Source organism: Pseudomonas sp. 8_5_2 (genome assembly GCF_059295255.1).
On sequence record NZ_CM181238.1, the window covers coordinates 2259844 to 2280559 of the forward strand.

Genomic DNA, 20716 nt, shown 5'->3' on the forward strand with positions numbered 1-20716 from the left:
GAACGCTGCGACTTAGAGTGCGCGTATGGGATGAGGGGCTGCTGCATGGGACCTCCGGATATTTATTGTTCTTTAGGTTCAGGGCAATCAGGTCAACGCAAAGTGCGAGGAGTAGCCTGCCGCCAACCCATGCTTGCATGCTAGCATGCAAGCATGACGTAGACAACGAGGCTGAAGCTGCATTTCGTCAGCCTCTCTAGTGCCTGCTTTTGCCCATCCCCTGGGGGCACTCAGCGCGCAAGCAGTTAAGTTTTTTCAACCGCTTCAATTTCTTCTCTTTCTGATATGGGGCGACAAGTAGCTATCATACCTACCAGAGCAATGAGGGCCGCAGCTAGGCAGAAACTCATCAACAGCAACGCTGCACTCAAGGCCGGCATCAGCTCGTAGAACCAAGGAAGAGTCACACTAATCCCTGCGGAGAAAAGCATTTGAACAGTCCGGAGGAGTCCTGAGGCGGTGCCTCTATCCTCTGTTGCCGTTGAAAGTGCACTGTGGGTTGCTGCTGGGGATACCAATCCAAAAAAGTAGATCGTTAGGCTGGTAAATACGACAAGCATGGTTAACGAAATTTCGCCGAGCGTTCTCTGCAGTACGAGTGCTGCGATGCTAATCAGTAAGCCTGAACAGCCGATCACCATGACCCTTCTGTCGGTCCAGCCTCGACGGTTCAAGGCAGCGGTGGTCAAGGAGCCAAAAAACGCGGCACCTGAGATGAGAGAAATAAGCAATGAAAATTGAAGCCCCGTTACAGAGTAATCACCGTAAAAAATTTTTGGCGAAGCCGTGATGAATACGAACATGATGGTAAAGCAAGCGGCATAGATGATTGATGAGCAGGAAAAAACCAGGTTCTTCAAAAATGCCGCGCATCGAATGACTGCTGAGGTGAACGAGATTTGCTTACGCAGGGTCGGTATAAGTGTTTCTTTATAGGTTAAACAGAGCCCAAGCCAAATGGCGGCCCCCGCCAGCGCCTGTACGAGGTGAACCGTACGCCAGGACCAGAAATCAGTGATCACGCCGCCAAGCAATGGCGCGATCAATGGTCCGAGACCCACAACCGCCGTCAAGCTGGCTATATGGGTGCGTGCTGTCTGTTCTGGAAGACTCTCTCTGACAATCGAGAACGGAAGGGCAACACATGCACCGGCAGCGGCACCCTGGAAAGCTCTAGCCACAAGCAGAGCCGTGAAGTCACTGGAGTGTGAACAGGCTAAAGCTGCGAGGCTGTAGCATAATAGGCTGACTAGTAGCGTGATGCGACGACCGAAGCGATCAGCGATCAGCCCGCTGACAAGAGGTGTTGAGCAGAACCCAGCGAGGAATATCGCCAAGGTCAACGAGCCTTTTCCCCCTTGCACACCCAGTTCATGCTCCAAGTTAGGAATCCCAGGCAAGGACATGTCAATTGACATTGGGCCAAGCGCGCAGATCGCACCAAACAGAAAAGTAAACCAGATCCCTAGTGTGCTGCGACCTGTCATGCTCAACTCCTATGTCGTCACTCTTTTTCTTCCCCGGATTGAAACGGCACTAGCGCGTCGTTTCACCACAAAGCAAATGTGTAGTCGACGTTCACTCGCAGCTCATTGTCATCACGGTGAGTAGCGCCAGGACCGAAATCATTTCGATACCAAGCGTGCCTTACTCGGAGTGCCACATCTTTGAAGGTACCGCTCTGGATGACATAGGAAAGCTCGACGTCTTTTTCCGACTCTTTGAGATTGCCGCCGCCAAGGTTCGGAAGATCAATGTTGTCCCCGCTGACGTAACGCAACATGCCCTTCAGTCCTGGGACGCCAACCCCAGCGAAGTCATAGTCGTACTTGACCTGCCAGCTTCTCTCTTTAGGGTTTAGGAACTCCGAGCTTAGGGTGCCTTCGGTTATCACCAGAGGCTCAGTACCAAAGAGATAGGGCATAGCGGTATCGCCGGTCAGCTGCATGAAGCCAACGCCGAGACGATGCACGCCGAGCTGGTAGGTCATCATCAATGCAGTATTGCGGTTGTCTACCTGCCCAGCTTTTGCGGATCCATTGTCTTTGGAGTCATAGAAGCGGAAGTCGGAAGTGAGCCGTCCTGAACCCAGCTCACGGGTGTCGACGAAACCGAGGTAGTTCTTGTCGTAGATGTCTTCCAGCTCTGCGTAGTAGTACTTGAGGGTTAGGTTTTTGGACCAGGCGTAATCGCCGCCCAAGAAATAGAAGGCATCAGACTCCGCAGCTCCGTTGAAACGTCCGTTCGGCGCTGAAACTCGCATCTTTTGGTAATCAGTTGAATCTCGTAGGTTGATTCGGTCCAACCACCCCGCGTGCAGTGACAAATTGCTGATGTCTTGCGAGCGCAGGTAGGTCCCGCGGAAAGTCTGTGGCAGCAGCCGTGTTGGACTTGCGAATGCGATCGGCAAGAACGTGCTCACAGTGCCGTACTGCAGCTCGGTTTTGGAAACTTTGATCTTCGCTGTGAGCCCTAGCTCGGAGTAATCCTTAGCGGGCTCCCTGGTGGCGGCAGAGAACGGCAAGAGGCCAGTGCCTACCCGGTCTGGTGAGGAGTCCAGGCGCAAACCCATCATGGCTTGAGCATCCAATCCAAAGCCGACCACGCCCTCGGTGAAGCCCGAGTTGAAATTGACGATGAAGCCTTGGGCCCACTCTCGCGCCGCAGCTTGCGGCGTCTGGTTGATGTAATTGCGATCGAAGTAATAGTTGCGCAGCGTTACCTTAGCTTTCGAATCTTCCACGAACCCGGCTGCCTGGAGTGAAGCAGCATGCATAGCCAGCAGCCCGGCGAATGCAATAGTTGTTGATTTGCTCATGTCGTGTCTTCTTTTTTGTTTTTGTGATGACGCAATTTCGGTCAAACCGCTGAAGCACTCAGCTCAGGGCGCTTCTTCAGAGACGAGAGATAAAGCAGCGAGATAGCCGCTAGAACGATGCCCGGCGCCGAGGCCAACATTACGCCGCCCGCACCGGCCCCCAGGACCATCATTTTTCCTACGACGAGTGGTCCCGTCATGGCACCAATACGACCGACAGCGAGTGCTGCGCCGGTCCCGGTCGCCCGGCCATTGGCGGGATAGAACTGAGGAGCAAGGGCGTAGAGCACGCACTGGCCACCCGTTGTGAAGATGCCGGCCAAGAATCCTGCACCGATCATGGTAGGGAGTGAAGCCGCCACGGTCAGGCAGGCCAAGGAAATCAGAATGCCCCCATAAACCAGTGCCGACATGGCCCAGATAGGTAGGCGATCCATGGCAACGCCGAGCATCAACGTACCCACGGCCGCTCCAAGCTGCATGGCCAATACGACGACGCTTGCCTCGCTCGGTTTGAATCCCTGTCCAATCAGGATGCTTGGCAGCCAGTTGATCAGGATGTAGGTGACCATCAGTGTGAAGAAGAAGCTAACCCACAGGAGCAGGGTTTTCTTCAGTGCACCGCCTTCAACCAGGATGGCTTTGGTGGAGGGAACTTCGATCGTGGTGGTGGCTGCAATTGATTGCTTGTACACGTCGGGCAGGAAGAGAACCAGCAAGGGAACGATGACCAAAGGGACCACGCCGCCGACGTAGAAGACGAGCTTCCAGCCAGCCCCGAAATCCAGCAGCCCAATGGCGGCTGCCAACGCGGCCCCCAGCGGTACACCGCAGTACATCAAGCTTACTGCCGTGCCTCGCATGCGCTCACCAGCGGCTTCAGAGGCGAGTGCGATCAGGTTGGGCAGCGATGCTCCCAACCCCACGCCTGTCAGGAGCCGGGCGAACAGCAACGCGCTGAAGCTCCAGGCAACCGTAGTGACGAGGGAGAAGATGCCGAATAGTGCAACCGAGACGATGAGTACTTTCTTCCGGCCATAGCGATCAGCAAGGCGGCCGCCAATGAAAGCGCCTGGGAGCATACCAAGTACGCCAACACTGAAGACCCAGCCCATTTCCAGCTTATCCAAGCTGTAGTCGGCAGACATGCCGTGAGCCGCGATCCCTGGGGCTTGGAGATCCAAGCCTTCCATCAATGCTACGAGGAAGCAAAGCGCGATGGTGATGAAAAGTTTGGTCTTGTCAGTTTTGTCAGTCATAGCGACCCCCTCCGAAGCCCTTGAAAGGTCTTCAGAAAACACGTGATTGTGGTTTTAGTAACGCCAGTAATGTGGAGCTACATCAGCTCAGTAATCACTCAGAAAAGAGTGAGTAGGTGGGCTGATCACTGCGTGTTCGGAGGTGCTGCCAGTAGGGATTTTGCGAGGCATTCATGTCGGGTGGTCTCTCTTATTGTTGTCTCATAGACCCCCTCCCTGACGGGAGGGGATTGCTGCAGACAGCTTGCGTGGAGCTGTCTGCGAACCTCAGCGCTTCAGCAAATCCAGTGCGACATCGACGATCATGTCTTCCTGGCCGCCGACCATGCGGCGTTTGCCCAGCTCGACCAGGATGTCTACTGCTTTGATGCCGTAGCGAGCAGCTGCAACTTCTGCGTGGCGAAGGAAGCTCGAATACACACCGGCGTAGCCGAGAGCGAGAGTCTCTCGGTCAACACGTACCGGGCGATCCTGAAGTGGGCGAACCAGATCATCTGCTGCGTCCATCAGGGCGTACAGGTCAGTGCCGTGGTTCCAACCCAGCTTGTCTGCGGCCGCAATGAACACTTCCAGTGGTGCATTACCGGCCCCGGCGCCCATGCCTGACAGGCTCGCGTCGATGCGGTCACAGCCTTCTTCGACGGCGACGATCGAGTTGGCCACGCCGAGGCTCAGGTTGTGGTGCGCGTGGATACCGGTGTGAGTGGCCGGATCGAGCACCGCTTTCACTGCGCGGAAGCGCGCACGGATGTCATCCATATTCATCGCGCCGCCGGAGTCGACGACGTAGATGCAGGTGGCACCGTAGCCTTCCATCAGTTTGGCCTGCTGCGCGAGCCCTTCGGGGGTCTGCATGTGGCTCATCATCAGGAAGCCTACCGTGTCCATACCGAGCTCGCGGGCGTATTCGATGTGTTGCTTGGAGACATCGGCCTCGGTGCAATGGGTGGCGACACGGACAACGCGAGCGCCCGCGCTGTAGGCAGCTTTGAGGTCGTGCAAAGTACCGATGCCTGGGAGCAGCAACGTTGCAATCTTGGCGTGCTTCACTGCGTCGGCGGCAGCTTCGATCCACTCGATGTCGGTGTGTGCGCCAAAGCCGTAGTTGAAGCTGGAGCCTTGAAGGCCGTCACCGTGAGCGACCTCGATCGAATCGACCTTGGCGGCATCCAGTGCTCGAGCGATTGCTTGGACCTGATCCAGCGAGTACTGGTGACGAATAGCGTGCATACCATCACGCAGGGTCACGTCCGAAATGTAGAGCTTTTTACCGTTCATATCTGCGCTCCTCAGGCTTGGCTCATCGACTGTGCCATGCGCTCGGCGGTAGCCAACGCAGCAGAAGTCATGATGTCGAGATTGCCTGCGTACGATGGCAAGTAATGTGCAGCACCCTCGACCTCAAGGAAAACAGAGGTCTTCAGGCCGCTGAATTTGCCGTGGCCGGGAATGTTCAGTGGGGCAGATTCAGGGATGACTTCAAACTGCACTTTCTGCTTGAGGCGGTAGCCGGGGACATACGCATTCACGGCGGCAACCATTTCTTCAATGGAGGCCTCAACCTGATCCTGGTCCGCTGCTTCAGACAACACGTAGACGGTGTCGCGCATCATCAGAGGAGGCTCAGCCGGGTTCATGATGATGATGGCTTTACCTTTGGCTGCGCCGCCAATGACTTCGATGGCTTTCGAGGTGGTTTCAGTGAACTCGTCGATGTTCGCACGGGTGCCAGGGCCTGCCGATTTGGAGGCAATTGATGCGACGATCTCTGCGTAATGCACTTTGGCAACACGCGATACTGCAGCGACCATCGGAATAGTTGCTTGCCCGCCGCACGTGACCATGTTCAGGTTCTGCGCGTTGACGTGTTCTTCGAGGTTCACCACCGGCACACAGTATGGGCCGATAGCTGCCGGAGTAAGGTCGATCACACGGATGCCCGGTTTGCACTCACGCAGCATGGCGTCGTTTTTGACGTGAGCACCGGCGCTGGTTGCATCAAAGACGAAATCGATGTCAGCAAACTCTGGCATTTTGATCAGGCCGGCGACCCCTTCGTGAGTGGTAGCCACGCCCATTCGGCCTGCGCGGGCCAGACCATCAGAAGCAGCGTCGATACCAACCATCACGGCCATTTCCAGGTGCTTGGCATTGCGCAGGATCTTGATCATCAAATCGGTGCCGATGTTTCCGGAGCCGACAATGGCGACTTTGCGTTTTGTAGTCATTTCTAGATCTCCATCACTCGACACTGAACGACACGCCGACGCGGCCAAGGCCATCGATCTCGGCTTCAAAATGATCACCTGGGCTTACGCCAACCATCGGCCCTAATGCACCGGTGAGGATGATGTCACCTGCTTTCAGTGGCTCACCAAACCCAGCCATTGTGCGGGCGAGCCAAACGGCCGCGTTCAGCGGGTTACCCAGGCATTCAGCGCCATTTCCGGAGCTGACAAGTTCACCGTTTTTCGAGAGGCGCATCGTTGCACCCCGCAGGTCAAGCCCGTCGATGCGCTGTGCAGGACCACCGAGCACAAAGCATCCGCTTGATGCGTTGTCTGCTACGGTGTCGGCGAACTTGATGTTCCAGCCCTCAATGCGGCTGCCGACAATTTCAAGCGCCGGGAGAACCCAGCCAGTTGCGGCGATGACGTCTGCGAAAGTTGTGGAAGCGCTAGGCAGGTCGCGTTCCAGAACCAGTGCAATTTCTGCCTCGATTTTGGGCTGCAGAACACGTTCGAACGGAACCACTTCGTTGTCGCCGTACGCCATGCCTGCAAACAGGCAGCCGAAGTCCGGCTGGTCTACGCCCAGCTGGGCCTGGACCTTGGGGTTGGTCAATCCAATCTTGCGGCCAACCAGACGCTGTCCATTTGCGATGGCATGGGCTTGGTTCAAGCGTTGAATCGCATAGGCACTTTCCACGTTTGTGGCGCCGATCACGTCACGCAGTGGTCCAACAGGCTCGCCCTTTCCTTCAGCTCTGCGCAGATCAGCCGCCAAGCGCTCAAGGGTCTCTTGTGTAATGTTCATCGTGACCTCGATCAGTGGGTGAGGAAGTCGAGAACCATGCGGTTGAACGTGTCCGCGTGTTCCCATTGGGCCCAGTGGCCGCATTTGTTGAAGACATGCAGTTGAGAGTTGGGGATGCCGGCAACCAGGCGCAGGCCGGTGTCCATCGGGACAAAGCGGTCATTGCGACCCCAAACTACGAGGGTCTCGGCCTGAATCTCGCCGAGGCGATGACTGAAGTCAGGGAACTGCTTGAGGTTCGCAGCGAGGCTCGCGGTGAAGTTTTCGAGATGGTCTTTTCGAGCCAGCATGTTGTCCAGGCGCGCTTGGAACAGTTCCTCGGTGAGGTCGCTGGTGTCGTAGACGAAGATGTTCATCATCTTCTTGAGGTTTTCGATCGTTGGCTCGCGGTACAGGCCGTTGAGCAATTTGATGCCTTCAGTCGGCATTGATACGAATGGGCTGACCCCGCCGGTGCCTCCGCCCATAAGCACGAGTTTGCCTACGCGCTCAGGCCAAGTCAGCGTGAAGGCTACGGCTGTATGGCCACCCATGGAGTTGCCCAGCAAGTGCACCTTGTCCAGGTCCAGCTTATCGACCAAACCTTTCAGAACACGGGCATTAAGATCGGAGCGAGAGCCTGTGCTGACGATCGAATCACTTTTACTCCAGCCAGGGCAGTCCATGAGGATGACCCGGAAGCCAGCCTCTACCAGTGGCTCGATGTTGCGATTGAAGTTGGCCCAGCCGCTAGCACCAGGGCCAGAACCGTGCAGCATGACAACCGTTTCTTTGCCTTCACCGCAGTCGTTGTAATGAATATTCAGATCCAGCTCGCCGTCTTGGACGCGAACGAATTTGCTGGTGTCTTTTTCAGTAATTGCAGTCACGATTGATTCTCCGTGAAGGTTGTTAGCGCTGAGAGTGCGCACTGATAGAGCCGAAGCCTGCGATCCACTCCGGGATCTCTCGGTAGTAGCGATCTGTCGCGGTGTATGCGCCGTGGGCAGCGAGCGCTGAGAACGCAGCGACCCAGGCCTTGACCTCATGCGTGGATTTGCCGGCCAATTCGGAAAGATGTGCGTTGGGGAGCTTATCCAGATCGCTCAACAGGTCCTGCTCAACAACGTCGAGGAAGTATTGATCCCACTCGGGATTCAGCGGGTGGAGGGTGTTCTGATCTTCGACAAATCGCTCAGCTGCGATGACCACGCGTTGGGTGCGAGCGGTGCGCTCGTCTTCTGGCAGGTTGCGGCCACTGCCCATGAGCCGATCAGCCATCCGGGCATCGACTTTGGCTAACTCCGGAACTGGAGGTTGATGTGAAAGGCCGCCCGATCCCAGGAACAGCACCCGCTTGTTCAGGGTGCGCGTGAATCGACCGACCGCATCACCCATCAATCTGACTCGCTCGAAGGTAGGCAGAGGCGGCGCCACACAGTTCACGAAGATCGGCAAGACCGGATACTTGTCCAGGCCGCCGAGAAGAAATTCGAGCGGTTGAGCGAAGCCGTGGTCGACCTGCATGCGATACGAAACAGGCATGTCGATGCCATTGCTCAGCAGAGACTCAGCACAAGCTTCAGCGATGGATTTGGGGACAGACAGGGTGCCGGCGAGCGAGCCGAAATCGCCGATGGCTTCTGCCGCCATGCCCAGGCAGAAAGGGGGCATGACATCGTAAAAGAAGCCGTTGTAATGGTCTGGAGCGAAAAGCACCACGAGCTCAGGATCGAAAGCGGCGATGCGTGCACGGGCGGCGCGGATCACCTCATCTACTTCATCCAGCACGTTCTTGGGCGGATCGAAATGCCCAATGAGGGGCGTGTGCGATAGGCAATGCAGGTAAGCGTTCATCGATACGAAACCTTTACGTCGTGCCCCAGTGCAGGCCGCCTCGCACTGGGACGGCATGAGCGCTTTCCTCAATGCCTTACGGCAGAGGGGCAGCGCCATGCAGGTAGATTTGTTTTTGTCTGCCTGATCATCATGCACGCTAGAATGCTAGAATGCTAGCATGCAAGCTTGGAGATGCCCGCTCATCGTCGTATGGATTCACGCCTTGGAAAAAATCGGGCGCGACGGATGACGAAGCGATTGGTGCGAAAATCTGGTTTACTATCCGAAATGCTAGTATGCAAGCCAGTTAGCGAAATGTTGAATCGCGCACTCAGTCCTAGGAAGATCACACCGATGCAAGTGGCAAACAAGAAGACCGCTATCTATCAGCACATTTTGGAACGCCTACTGAATCGCAGATATGCGTTCGGTGAAAAAATCCTGGTTAAGGAAATCAGCGAGGAAACGGGTGTCAGTCGTCAGCCAATCATGACCGCACTGAACAGCCTGCAGGAGAGGGGCTTTGTCGTGATCACTGCCCAGGTTGGATGTGAGGTTGTGCACCCTACACGTTTGGAAGTTGATGACTTCTACCAAATGTTTGCGAACAACGAAGCGCTTATCGCAGGGCTTGCTGCTGAGCGTGGCTCCCCTGATGATGTGCTGCGTATGTCCGAGATCAACGACAAAATTAGAAGCATCAATCCAGCTCACAGCGATGCTGCCGACAGTTATCGGAATTTGAACGTAGAATTCCATCGCGTGCTGCACTCAATGGCGAAATCGCCAATACTCTCGTCACGCCAAGTAGCAAATTTCGAGCTATCCGACTTTTTCATCGTGCAAACCTGCGGCTTCCAAGTGCACTTGGGGGCTGCTACTGATGAGCATGATGAGATTCTTGCAGCGCTGAAAACGAGGAACAAAAAGGCTGCAGCCAATGCGGCTGCGAGCCATATTCACAGTGTGGCGAAGGATGTCGTATCTAAAATGCCTGAGGCTGAGAAGCTAGCCTCATAGCGGGAACGCGAACTCAAGCCATAGAGAGTCGCCTTTGGGACCGTTCTTGACCGCGGTCTCACGCATCCACTTGAGCACGACCCCTGACTTCTGATCAAACGCATAGAAGATTTGGGGGCCAACGGCGAATTTACTCAGCCGGTTCCCATCATCGAGGTCACCATGGTCGTAGCGATCATCGGTGACCTGCTTGGTGTAATATCCCACCAAACCCAGCTGAACCTTGGGATTGGACTGCAGCCTGTAGCCAAGCAGGTAGTCGACGTTGAACACGTTGCCCGAGCGATAGTCGGTGTCGTCGTTCTTCGCATTGATGGTGAAGGTCGGTGCAATCGAGACCTCCCAGTTAGGGTGGGGGAACCAGGTTAGGTCAAATTCCTGAGTATAGCTCGCATAGCCTGGCGGGCTATTCGCTAACTTATTACCGTCATAGTTTCCCAATGGGACAAAGGCACTGAATCCCGTTAGCAAGTGCAAGTTTTCGGAAGGCGAGTAGCCGACATATAGAGGGGTAAGGTACAGCTGCCTGAAGCCGGAGTCTGTATCACTGTTTCCGAATGCCTCAACCTTGATCTTGTTCGCTGACCCGATGATTCCGCTGCTGAGAGTAACGCCGCTATCGAATTTCACGTCCCACGTGTGCACCACACGAATAGCTTGAACAAAATTCTCCAAGCTGAACCCTGGGACAGAGGATTTGCCACTGTTGTCTTTAAAGCTATCCGCCTTGTAGTAGGCGGTATAACTGTACAAAGAGGTTTCACCTGGTGGGGGCAGGATTGCCGGAAGAACGGTCTGTACGCCTAGCGGCCAAACGGTATCTCCACTTTCAGTACCGTAACATAGCGAAGAAACGAGCAAAGAGCATCCGAACGCGCTAGCAACGCCGGCGCGTGTTACATAACTTTTCATTGTTATTATCCTATGTAATTTTTTACCGCAGGACGTGGGCGCCAATCAGGACGAATGTAACCCACGCAGGTTCGGTCCCGGGGTTTCGCCAAGCATGTATATTGCCTTGCTGCACCACGATGTCTCCGCTCGCGAGCTCCCTGATCTGGCCGTCGTCCAGTTCGAGAATGAGAGGGCCTTTGACCACAATGCCGTAGTCGACTGTCGGAGATGCGTGCATGCCTGGTCGCTCAGGGTCGAAGCATTCATACAGTCCAAGCAGGTGGCGTTGCTGCTCAGCATGGGCCTCCTCGGGATTGAAATCCGAGGACTGGAAGATTGAGTCAGGCGGGAAGCTCACCGCCAGACACTTGGTTTCTCCAGGCTGAGGCAGCAGTGAAGAGCTGGCTTGGACTGGATCGTCAAATGCTTCAGGAAGGGACGGAGATGCCACCGTTTGCCATATTAAAGAAGTAGCGAATCCTGGAATATTTTTGTACTCATGGGTCTGAGGCGCGAAACCGTCGGCTAGGAATACAGCTTTACCATTCTGCGTGCCTGCAACTACTCGTCTCACTTTCATGTTGGATCTCCGACTGAGCGCCGCCCGATCGAGCGGCGCTGCGTTTCAGGTCAGGCTGGGATTGATTACAACGTTGGTGAAACCGCCTTTGCGATCTGCTATCGCATCCATCGCCTCGTTGACCTGTTCGATGGCGAATACTTCCTGGTCGAATACCGATAGGTCCAAGGTGCCAGCGGCAGCCATTTCGGCCATGTCCTGACCTTCTGCCACAGTGAACCAGAGGGAGCCGATCACGCTAATCTGGAAGCACATGAGTTTGAACATCGGTACTGGCAGGTCCTCAGACATACCCCCGATATCCACCATGCGGCCGCCGCGGCGAAGGGCACCAATTGCGTCAACGGTAAGTTCGTGAGGAGCGCCAGGGCCAACCGCATCAATGAAGACGTCAGCACCGAGCTCATCAGTGTGCTTACGTACCCAATCACCCAGTGGCTCATCGCCGACGGAAATCGTGAAAATACGATCTGGGGCGAGAGCGCGAACGCGCTCCAACAATTGGCGGTTGCGAGCCATTGCGAAGATTTTTGTAGCCCCCATCGCCAGGGCAAGCAGGACGGCTCCAAGTCCGAGCGTACCGGTGGCGCCACTGATCAGCACAGATTGACCAGAGCAGACGGCTGCTTTTCGAAGGGCCGAATAGGCTGTGCCGAGATAGCCAAACCGGCACCCCTGCTCGAAGGAGATAGCTTCAGGGAGCTTGACCAAGCCCGATGCCGGCGCGGTCATGTATTGGCACAATCCGCCGTAGGGGTAGTCCTCAAAGATTTCTTGGGAGCCTGGGCCAAACCCGAAGTAGCCTTGGAAGGTGAATGCGGTGCAGTTGATATGCTGACCGCGCAGGCAGGCATGACAGGAGCCGCAGCTACGGCCGGGGTTCACGTACACGCGGTCTCCGACTTTGATGCCGTGCACGCCTTCACCCACTTCTTTAACGATGCCTGAGGCGTCCAGGCCATAAACCGCCGGCAGCTTCGGGAGGGGGAGGTAGGGGAACCATGTGGAGTAGCTTTCGATGACATTGCGAAGGTTAGGCACCAAGTTGCAAGCCTTCACCTCCACAACTACGTCGTGTGCACGTGGTTTCGGGACCTCGATCGAGTCGAGCTGGAAGGTCGGACCAACCTTATGCAGACGGGCAGCTTTCATCATGCTCATTTCTATTTTCCTTATTTTCATTGGGCCAGTGGCCGTGGGCACTAAACAGACAGGCATCTAGCTCGCGAGAGCGGTTAAGCGCTTGAGAAAACGACAGGGGTAAGGCCTGCCTTGGGTGGGGGCCTTTAGAGGATCGCGACACGTGGAAACGTGAGGGAAAGGTAGAGGGGCTCTGCACGCAATGCTGACCATGATGGGCACCGCTTGTTTGTAGTTATGTGTCCATCATGCATCACTAGAATGCTAGCATGCAAGATGTCTTTCGTCAGATGGAGGTGCCGCTATTCATCTCAATCGCTTGAGGGCTTAGCGGCTGTCGCGCCTGCCTCCTTTGCACGTAGGCAGGATTCCATACGCCTGTCCGGGTGCTATGTCCGCAGGCCGGACGATCGTGCAATTCAGCAGCGGAGCTCGGGAAAGCGCATGCTGAGGCTTTACTAGAAGGATAAGGTATCTCGGCCGGATCTTGGCAACACCGGTCATCTCTGACCGACGCTTCGGGTCAAGCATTGCAGTAATGTAGGTCAGACCCGAGGATTTAGAAGTGATATCGGAGGCCCGCATGCTAGCGATGGTTCTGCTCGGCCCTTGTCTTTCAGCAGGTCCCCGTTGCTGGAGCAGTCAGTTCCGTTGTTTTGCCGCGCGGCGGGACCAGATTTGAAGGCTGGCGGCTTTTGTCTTGGGGAACGATGGCCTGGCGGCTGACTGGTTGACCCAACCGGCTTTGGGTCTAGGGAGGCGAATCCCCTGCAGTCTTCTGGGAGATAACGAAGGTTATCGCCAAGTCATTGAACACCTTATACGGCTCGATTACGGTGTTTATTAATGTGCTGGGGCAGTGAGTCTGCCAAGAGTCACACGGTCTGACAAATGTGTACCCCGCTGGATTGATGGGCTGCCAAGTGGAGCTTGCCTGCGTAGAAGGAGGGTCAGCAGAGGCATCAAGCCATGGGCTACAGTCGAGGTTTTGTAATCGTGCGTCGGAATCTCCCTCCTCATCTGAGCCTTAATCAAGAGGTATCACGGACCGCAGTTTTTGACCGAACATTGAATAGAGGCAACAGATATTGCTCCCTCCCAGTTATATCCACACGAAAGAGGGCGCTCGACCGTGTCAGAATCGGGCCGCCTGTAAATCGCAGAGTGCTGTGAAAAATAATTTTAGTATAGCTGGAAGCTGATCGCCGTCGTTTGGATTTTGTTTATATCGAAGATTCATCAGCACCTCCGTTACGTGGCCTACGGGATGATTGATAGCTTCCGTAACAGGCTGACCTCGCTGACGAAGCCTTCCACGGTTGTGTCTTTGTTGAAAGCGAGATATGCGTCGCACTGTGAAAGGAAATGCTCGATGTTTGGATTGATGGTTTCTTTGTAGCGCACCTCATCCATCACGTGTGCTGCCGCTTCCTGAGCCGGTTTGCACATGGAGCGCGTCCACAGATCCCACATGCTTGACCCACCTGGTGCCCCTAAAGACGTTCCACTTCCTGCCAAGAAGCCAAGATTGGGAACTTGCAATGCCGCAGCGAGCATGTCCGACAAAGCTGTGCGGTTGGAAACGATCCTCGCTGGATCAGGTGGTGGAACGCCCTTGAGGACGGTGTAGGCTTCTTCATTCAATGGCGCCCAATCAGAAGCCCCTGGTACCAGGTAGGCCTGAAGGCCCTTACGGTTAGCATCAAGCTCCACAGGAGTGTTAGCAGCGGGCGAGGGTACTACGGCATCTTCAGAAGGGTTGACGGCTGGCGTGGCGTTTTCGTTGGACATCAACACGATCCTTGAAGATGTGGCGTATCGCGATGGCGTCCTATGGGCCAATCGAGTGCGCGTGATGAAACCTATGGGCAACGCAGTATGAGCATAATGCCATCAGCGCTCTGAAACCGGTAGTGGGAGAGGCCGCTGAACCTGATAGATACTTATAACTTATGTCTAGAGTGCCAGTCTTTAATGGTATGGGCGCTTTATTTGGCCAATTTCGAACAACCCTCGGGGTCTTGTGCGCTATCCTCTTAGTCCTACACAGCTCTAACTCTTTCTCGAGGTTTTAGAAATAAGAGAAAGCTACGAGCATATTGCTATCTATGGCGAGCAAAATGCTCGCCAGTACGAGCTTAATGCCATCTTGTACCGGTCAACTGATGGCGTAGCATGACAACATGAGCAAGATGACAGCAGCCATGCACGGAAGCGCTTAGGCATACAGCGCTCATGGATAACTGTGGTTTTGACGAGCACAAAATCGTCGAAATGGCTAGCCCTTAATTTAATTACAATATCTAGGGATTTCCAAATGATGTCACTCCGTAAGCTTTTTGTTTTGGCTGCGCTTCCCTTCTGCATCAGCCTGGTGCAAGCGAAAGAGTATAAATAGATCAGATTTGGCGTAGATGCTAATTACGCTCCCTTTGAGTCCAAGGCTCCAGATGGCAGCGTTGTTGGGTTTGATATTGACTTGGGAAATGCGATTTGCGCTGAGCTCAAAGCTGAGTGCAAATGGATCGAAAGTGATTTTGATGGGCTGATTCCTGGGCTTCGTGCAAATAAGTTCGATGGTGTGCTGTCCTCTATGACGGTCACGTCTGTACGTGAAAAAGCAGTCGATTTCACAAATGAACTGTTCTCCGGCCCAACGTCGTATGTCTATAAAAAGGGCTCTGGGCTCAGTGCGGATGTGAGTTCGCTCAAAGGCAAGAGTGTTGGATTTTTCCAGGGCAGCATTCAGGAAGGCTACGCTAAAGCGGTTTTGAAGAAGGCGGGTGTTAAGGTTCAGTCCTACCAAAACCAGAGCCAGGTTTACTACGATCTTGTGTCGGGCCGGCTCGATGCTTCTATCCAGGACACGCTTCAAGCCAAAGCAGGATTTCTAAGCTCGCCTCAAGGTGCTGATTATGAGATGAGCGAGCAAGTCGAAAGCGAGTTGCTTCCCTCTAAACGGCCATCGCCGTTGTCAAAGGCAATGATGACCTCAAGGCGCAGCTGAATAAGGCCATTAAGGCAATCCACGAAAATGGAACCTACGCCAAGCTCCAAACGAAGTATTTTGGTGATTTGAACCTTTACAGCGGTAAGTAATGGGGCTGGAGCTTTGTCGCAAAGCATAATTTCCAAGGCATGGCGGCCTCGTGCCTCAATAGCTGGTTATTCTTGCTTGGAGGGGCCAGCCTGCTGCCGTTCGCTTTGAACTCGTTGCTCAGAATAGGACGAAAGGATTGGTTAGTCGGCGTGGCGGCGGGTGGTGTGCTGTTCGTTGCGTTTGCATTTCAAACGACAGGCATCCAGCTCACGTCGCCCTCGAATGCTGGATTCATAACCGGGCTTGCAGTGGTTTTCACTCCTCTGATCCTGTATTTCGTGAGTGGTGAAAAGACCAGTGCCCTCCAGCTCGCAGGAGCTGTCATTGCCTTGGCAGGCTTGGGCCTGTTGGGGGGATGTGGCTGTCGAGCTGGTGTTGCCACACCGCACCCCAAGCTCACCGCCACAGACGGCTGCGGACCAGCAGATGCTGGATGCTGAAATAATCCGCAGCGCGGTCGCTTGGCGGAGCTACCTTGCCCAAGCGCCAGGCGCATAGGCGGATCGAGGCCCCAGGTGCTCCTGGGGCGTGCCGCACGTCGGGTTCACGGCTGCTCGGTGCGCGCTTGCATCTGTGATGCTGATACTGCTGCACGTTGCAACAGGTCGGGTAGATCAGGGGCCAGCAGCTTGCCGTTCTGTTTGACCAGCCTGCCATCGACCATCACGGTGCTTACGTTTTCCGGCCGGGCCGAGTAAACCAGCAGGGCTGCCGGATCGCCACCGGCGAAACCCGAGGTATTGACGCCGTCAAGAGCGATGATCTGCAGGTCGGCGCGCTTGCCGGGGGTGATCGAGCCTATTTCGTCTGCACGCCCCAGCGCTTCGGCGCCGCCGCGTGTCGCCAGGCGTAACAGGGCGCGAGGGTCTGGCGCTGCTTCTTGGCGCAGCCCGCCGCTCCAGGTCAGGGCCACCAGGCGAAGGCTGGCGAACATGTCAGCGCTGCCTGCCAGCGCATTGCCATCGATGCCCAGCCCTTGGCGTGTGACTGCACTGAAGTGGTCCAGACGGGTCAGGCCATAGCCGACCCGCTGCTCGCTTACCGGGGTAAGCGACAGACTGCCTCCGGCCTTCTCCAGCGCCTGAAGTTGTTCTGGCGTAGCGTCGGTGGCATGTACCACCGTAAGGCCAGGATAGAGGTAATCACGTGTGATGAGCGCGTCGAACATGGGTTTCGATTCGCCGCTGACATGCACCTGAATCGGTAGTTCAAGGCGGCGAGCGGTATCGTATTCACGCTGGCGCATCGCCCAGTTGTCGGCATCCTCGCGATTGCGGGGCAGGCGCCATGCCAGGCCCATCCGCACCAGGCCGTCGCCCTGCTGGACAAGCGTCTTGAGCTGTTCGAGATCGATGGGGTAGCGGGTAGTCTTGTCGGGGCCGCCGTAGAACAACGTGGCGCGAATTCCCGCGTCCTGCAAGGCGCGAAGACCGGCCTCGCTGTGCGCTGGCGACAGTACGTTGTCGAAGTAATCGCCCGTGGTGGTGATGCCGCCCGCCAGCAGCTCCAGCGCTCCCAGGCGCATGGCGGTGTAGGTATCGTCGGCGCTCATCTGCGCAGCCAGGCGCGAGCTGACATGGAAGAACTGGCCTTGGTGGTTCCTGAACTGCCCGCGCATGGTCGTGACATAGAGATGGTTGTGCGTATCGACGAAGCCTGGCATGACGATCTGCCCGCGGGCATCTACAGGGTCTGCATCAGCGGCCTGCAGATTGCGCCCCACCGCCACGATGCGGCCGTCCCTAATCAGCACGTCCCCTTGCTCGATATCGCCCAGGGTCGGATCCATCGTCATGATCCACCCTCCTTGAATCAGTATCGAAGCCGAGGGCTCCTTTGCGGATACCAGTTGCCAGGGTGAGCAGAGCAAGAACAGCAGCGCGACTATCGGTAATTTCATGCGTCTCATCCTTGTGATGAAGTAACGGCGGGTTAATGCTCGGCGTGCATTTGCATTGCCGCATTCAGGGTGTGTCTGGCCCGGGCAACCTGCTCCGCCTGGATGGTCGGCGCTGCGTTGCCCCAGCTGTTGCGTACATAGGTAAGCACAGCAGCGATATCCGCATCGCTCAGCTTCCAGTCGAACGAAGGCATGCCGGCACCGGTCAGGTTATGCTCGGTCACCACCGCCTTGCCTCCTTTGAGTACCGTGGCGATCAGATTCGAACCGCTGGGGGTGCGCACTCCAGGGTTGTCGGCGAACGCGGTCACCATGCCGTTGATCCCTTCGCCTTTGAGGTTGTGGCAGGCCATGCAGTTGTACTCGTAGACCTGCGCGCCGCGCTGCATGACGGGTTCGCTGGCGGCCAACGGCTTCGGCGGCTGGGCGCCTGAGCCGGGCAGCGACTTGAGGTACTCGGCGATGGCGGCCAGATCGGGGTTGGTCAGATGCTGGGTCGAGAACTCGACCGCTTCACCCATGGCGCCGGAGGCGATCGCCTGGTGGTTCGCACCCGTCTTCAGGTACGCCTGGATCTGTTCATTGCTCCAGGTGCCAAGGCCGCGATAGGCATCGTTGGTGATCTCCGGCGCATGGCTGCCAAGCAGCTCGGCGCCTTGCAGGTATTGATCGGTATCGCCGCCAAGCCAGTTCTTCGGGGTATGGCAGGCGCCGCAGTGGCCGGCGCCCTCGACCAGATAGCGGCCGCGGTTCCATTGCGCGGATTGCTCAGCCTGGGGCACGAAAGGCTTGTTGTCGAAATGCAGCAGGTTCCAGCCAAGCAGGCTCAGGCGGATGTTGTAGGGGAAACCGAGTGTGTTGCTCGGTGCCACCTGTTTGACCGGCTGCAGGGTTCGCATGTACGCCCACAGGTCATGCATGTCGGCATCATTGATGTTGACGTAGGCGTTGTAGGGCATGGCTGGATACAGCAGCTGGCCGTTGCGGTGCTGGCCATGGCGCACCGCACGGAAGAAGTCCCGCTCGGTCCAGTTGCCGATACCGCTGCTGCGCTCGGGGGTGATGTTGGTCGAGTAGATGATGCCGAATGGCGTCTCCAGGCCATACCCGCCGGCGTAGGCTTTGCCGCCTGGCGCGGTGTGGCAGGCGGCGCAGTCGGCTTGTCGCGCGACATAGGCGCCGCGGGCGGCAGCGGCCGGGTCGACCGGCTCGGCATCGGCCGCAGCGACCCGGTCATCGGCGACGTTGACCGGGCTGGTGTCGCCATTGACCAGCAAAGCACCACCCAGGCCTGCGAGCATCACCACGGCCAGCGCCGACAGAGCGTTTTTCTTGTTCATATGCCTTCTCTCATGCCTGTACCAGCGGGCCGGGGTTCTTCACGTACTGCTCGAGGATGGCCTTGGCCGTCCACAGTGCCAGGGCACCGATGGTCACCGTGGGGTTGTAGCCACCGTTGTTCGGGAATGACGAGGCGCCCAGGACGAACACGTTGTGCGCGGCCCAGCACTGCTGGTAGCGGTTGAGCGCGCTGGTGCGCGGGTCGGTACCCATGACCACGCCGCCATTGGTGTGCGAAGAGTCGTTGGCGCGGAATGGGGTGTAATGGTCCGCGGCAAAGTTGTAGGACTCGATGCGCGTGCCGCCCACCTCGCGCGCGATCTGCTCGCACTTGCGGCGGATGAACTCGCCCGAGCGCTGATCGTTGAGGTTGTAGTCGAAGGTCATGCGCATCAGCGGGCGACCGTAGTTGTCCTTGTAGGTGGGGTCGAGGTCGAAATAGGCGTCTTCATGCGCATAGCTGGTGCCCTGGCCTTGGACCATCGCCCAGTTCTGGTAGCTGTGCCGGAAGGCCTGCTTCCAGCCTTTGCCCCACGCCGGGGCGCCCTTGGGCAGCACCCCCGCCATGCCGATGGGCAGACCGCTGTTGGACAGCGACTGAATACCGGCGCCGCCGATGAAGCCAAGCCCGCTGTGGTCGAAGTTGTCGGCGTTGAAGTCATCGATCTGAATGGCCAGGCAACCGGTGTTCATGAACGGGTTGAGGTGCTCGTTTTCGAACCACAGGTAGGCGTATGAAAGTGTCTGGAAGCTGTAGTTGCGCCCGATCACCCCGCGCCGGGTGCGCGGATCGTAAGGCTCGCCGATGCCCGACAGCAGCATGAGCCTGACGTTGTCCAGCTGGTAGGCGGCCAGGATGACGATATCGGCCGGCTGCTCGCCGCGCTGGCCGTGCTTGTCGATGAAGGTGACGCCGGTGGCAGTCTTGCCGTCCGGCGCCTTGTTGATGTGCAGCACTTCGGTTTCGGTCAGCAATTCGAAGCTCGGGTGGCGCATCAGTGCTGGCACCACGCAGGCATTGGGGCTGCTCTTGGACCAGTTGCCACAGCCGAACAGCTGGCAGTAGCCGCAATAGGTGCACGGCCCCATGCGCACGCCCAGCGGGTTGACGTAGGCCTGGGAGATCGTACCTGCGGGTACGGGGAAGGGGTGGTAACCCATCTCGCGGGTCTTCTGGCTGAAGATGTCGTTCCAGTGGCTGGGCACCAAGGGCGGGGTAGGGAATTCACGGCTGCGTGAGCCTTCGAAGGGGTTGCCGCCCGGCACCACCTGGCCCTGGATGACGCCTGCCTTGCCGCTGGTGCCGGCGATGCGCTCGAAGCGGTCATAGAATGGTTCGAGCTCTTCATAGTTCACGCCCCAGTCCTGAACTTGCAGACCGGGTACCAGCTGCTGCTTGCCATAACGCTCGATGGTCTTGCTGTAGGGCTGGAAGTCGAACGGGTTGAAACGCCAGGAGGCCGCCGCCCAGTGGGTGCCGGCACCCCCGACGTTGTTGCCCAAGGTCAGGTTGCTCCACTCACGCACCGGCAAGGCCACCTGACGGGCGTTGTTGCGTACGGTATAGGTCTCGAGGCTGGGCGGCTGGAGAATTTCCTTGCGCGTCGCCCAGCGCAGTTCGTCGGTATCCACCGACGGCGGGAAATCGCTGGCCGTGTCGCGCCAGGCACCGCGCTCGATGGCGACTACGCGCAGGCCCGCCCTGGCCAGTTCCTCGGCAATCACCGAGCCTGACCAGCCGAGGCCGATAACGACTACATCTGCTTTAGGTCTTGTTGTTCTCATGGAGCTTCCTTGCGCGCAGCCGGCT

At 56.9% G+C, this 20716-nt stretch carries 17 protein-coding genes and 2 pseudogenes; 4 read left to right on the forward strand and 15 right to left on the reverse strand.

The window, feature by feature from the left end; all coding sequences use genetic code 11:
• Positions 1-245: 245 nt before the first annotated feature.
• From AC5O5R_RS10500 to mhpB, 8 genes are all read right to left on the reverse strand, one after another.
• The gene (locus AC5O5R_RS10500) at positions 246-1487 is read right to left on the reverse strand and encodes an MFS transporter (protein ID WP_135198395.1); all 1242 of its coding nucleotides are present in this window, start codon (positions 1485-1487) and stop codon (positions 246-248) included.
• A 62-nt stretch (positions 1488-1549) separates the two neighbouring features.
• Positions 1550-2818, reverse strand: coding sequence for an OprD family porin (locus AC5O5R_RS10505; protein ID WP_135198396.1), 1269 nt, complete (start codon positions 2816-2818; stop codon positions 1550-1552).
• A 41-nt stretch (positions 2819-2859) separates the two neighbouring features.
• Positions 2860-4077: a 3-(3-hydroxy-phenyl)propionate transporter MhpT gene (gene mhpT, locus AC5O5R_RS10510; protein WP_135198397.1), complete on the reverse strand. Its 1218-nt coding sequence runs from the start codon at positions 4075-4077 to the stop codon at positions 2860-2862.
• A 267-nt stretch (positions 4078-4344) separates the two neighbouring features.
• On the reverse strand, positions 4345-5355 hold the full coding sequence (mhpE, locus tag AC5O5R_RS10515; RefSeq protein WP_423519600.1) for a 4-hydroxy-2-oxovalerate aldolase: 1011 nt from the start codon (positions 5353-5355) through the stop codon (positions 4345-4347).
• Positions 5356-5366: 11 nt separating this feature from the next.
• Positions 5367-6305: an acetaldehyde dehydrogenase (acetylating) gene (locus tag AC5O5R_RS10520; RefSeq protein ID WP_494515310.1), complete on the reverse strand. Its 939-nt coding sequence runs from the start codon at positions 6303-6305 to the stop codon at positions 5367-5369.
• Between the two features lie 13 nt (positions 6306-6318).
• Positions 6319-7113 carry a 2-keto-4-pentenoate hydratase gene (gene mhpD, locus AC5O5R_RS10525; protein WP_494515311.1) on the reverse strand — a complete coding sequence of 265 codons (795 nt, stop codon included), beginning with the start codon at positions 7111-7113 and terminating at the stop codon, positions 6319-6321.
• An 11-nt stretch (positions 7114-7124) separates the two neighbouring features.
• Positions 7125-7982, reverse strand: coding sequence for an alpha/beta fold hydrolase (locus AC5O5R_RS10530; RefSeq protein ID WP_173880905.1), 858 nt, complete (start codon positions 7980-7982; stop codon positions 7125-7127).
• Between the two features lie 22 nt (positions 7983-8004).
• Positions 8005-8949, reverse strand: a complete 945-nt coding sequence (gene mhpB / locus AC5O5R_RS10535) for a 3-carboxyethylcatechol 2,3-dioxygenase (protein WP_494515312.1) — start codon at positions 8947-8949, stop codon at positions 8005-8007.
• Between the two features lie 336 nt (positions 8950-9285).
• Here mhpB and AC5O5R_RS10540 point away from each other — a divergent pair, with 336 nt between their 5' ends.
• Positions 9286-9951 carry a GntR family transcriptional regulator gene (locus AC5O5R_RS10540; protein ID WP_039591843.1) on the forward strand — a complete coding sequence of 222 codons (666 nt, stop codon included), beginning with the start codon at positions 9286-9288 and terminating at the stop codon, positions 9949-9951.
• Here the strand turns inward: AC5O5R_RS10540 and AC5O5R_RS10545 are convergent.
• From AC5O5R_RS10545 to AC5O5R_RS10555, 3 genes are read right to left on the reverse strand one after another with little or no spacing between them, the layout of a single operon-like run.
• Positions 9946-10863, reverse strand: a complete 918-nt coding sequence (locus tag AC5O5R_RS10545) for a SphA family protein (protein ID WP_232891669.1) — start codon at positions 10861-10863, stop codon at positions 9946-9948. The genes AC5O5R_RS10540 and AC5O5R_RS10545 overlap by 6 nt on opposite strands.
• 22 nt (positions 10864-10885) lie before the next feature.
• Positions 10886-11425, reverse strand: coding sequence for a cupin domain-containing protein (locus AC5O5R_RS10550; RefSeq protein WP_494515313.1), 540 nt, complete (start codon positions 11423-11425; stop codon positions 10886-10888).
• Between the two features lie 45 nt (positions 11426-11470).
• Entirely contained in the window at positions 11471-12586 is a 1116-nt protein-coding gene (locus AC5O5R_RS10555) for an alcohol dehydrogenase catalytic domain-containing protein (RefSeq protein ID WP_494515314.1), read from the reverse strand.
• A 679-nt stretch (positions 12587-13265) separates the two neighbouring features.
• Between AC5O5R_RS10555 and AC5O5R_RS10560 the strand changes: the two genes are divergently transcribed.
• Entirely contained in the window at positions 13266-13412 is a 147-nt protein-coding gene (locus tag AC5O5R_RS10560) for an antitoxin Xre/MbcA/ParS toxin-binding domain-containing protein (RefSeq protein WP_426622686.1), read from the forward strand.
• 413 nt (positions 13413-13825) lie between these two features.
• Here AC5O5R_RS10560 and AC5O5R_RS10565 read toward each other — a convergent pair whose 3' ends face one another.
• Positions 13826-14356 carry a hypothetical protein gene (locus tag AC5O5R_RS10565; protein WP_494515315.1) on the reverse strand — a complete coding sequence of 177 codons (531 nt, stop codon included), beginning with the start codon at positions 14354-14356 and terminating at the stop codon, positions 13826-13828.
• A 607-nt stretch (positions 14357-14963) separates the two neighbouring features.
• Between AC5O5R_RS10565 and AC5O5R_RS10570 the strand changes: the two are divergent.
• A pseudogene (locus tag AC5O5R_RS10570) lies at positions 14964-15664 on the forward strand (transporter substrate-binding domain-containing protein).
• An 18-nt stretch (positions 15665-15682) separates the two neighbouring features.
• Positions 15683-16105 (forward strand): annotated as a pseudogene (locus tag AC5O5R_RS10575) (EamA family transporter); the annotation flags it as partial.
• Positions 16106-16209: 104 nt separating this feature from the next.
• Here AC5O5R_RS10575 and AC5O5R_RS10580 read toward each other — a convergent pair.
• From AC5O5R_RS10580 to AC5O5R_RS10590, 3 genes are all read right to left on the reverse strand, one after another.
• Positions 16210-17460 (reverse strand): amidohydrolase family protein, encoded by a 1251-nt coding sequence (locus tag AC5O5R_RS10580; RefSeq protein WP_494515316.1) that lies wholly within the window; start codon positions 17458-17460, stop codon positions 16210-16212.
• A 137-nt stretch (positions 17461-17597) separates the two neighbouring features.
• A complete protein-coding gene (locus AC5O5R_RS10585; RefSeq protein ID WP_494515317.1) occupies positions 17598-18905 on the reverse strand; it encodes a c-type cytochrome in 1308 nt (435 codons plus the stop codon).
• A gap of 10 nt (positions 18906-18915) precedes the next feature.
• A complete protein-coding gene (locus AC5O5R_RS10590; RefSeq protein WP_494515318.1) occupies positions 18916-20691 on the reverse strand; it encodes a GMC family oxidoreductase in 1776 nt (591 codons plus the stop codon).
• Positions 20692-20716: the final 25 nt, after the last annotated feature.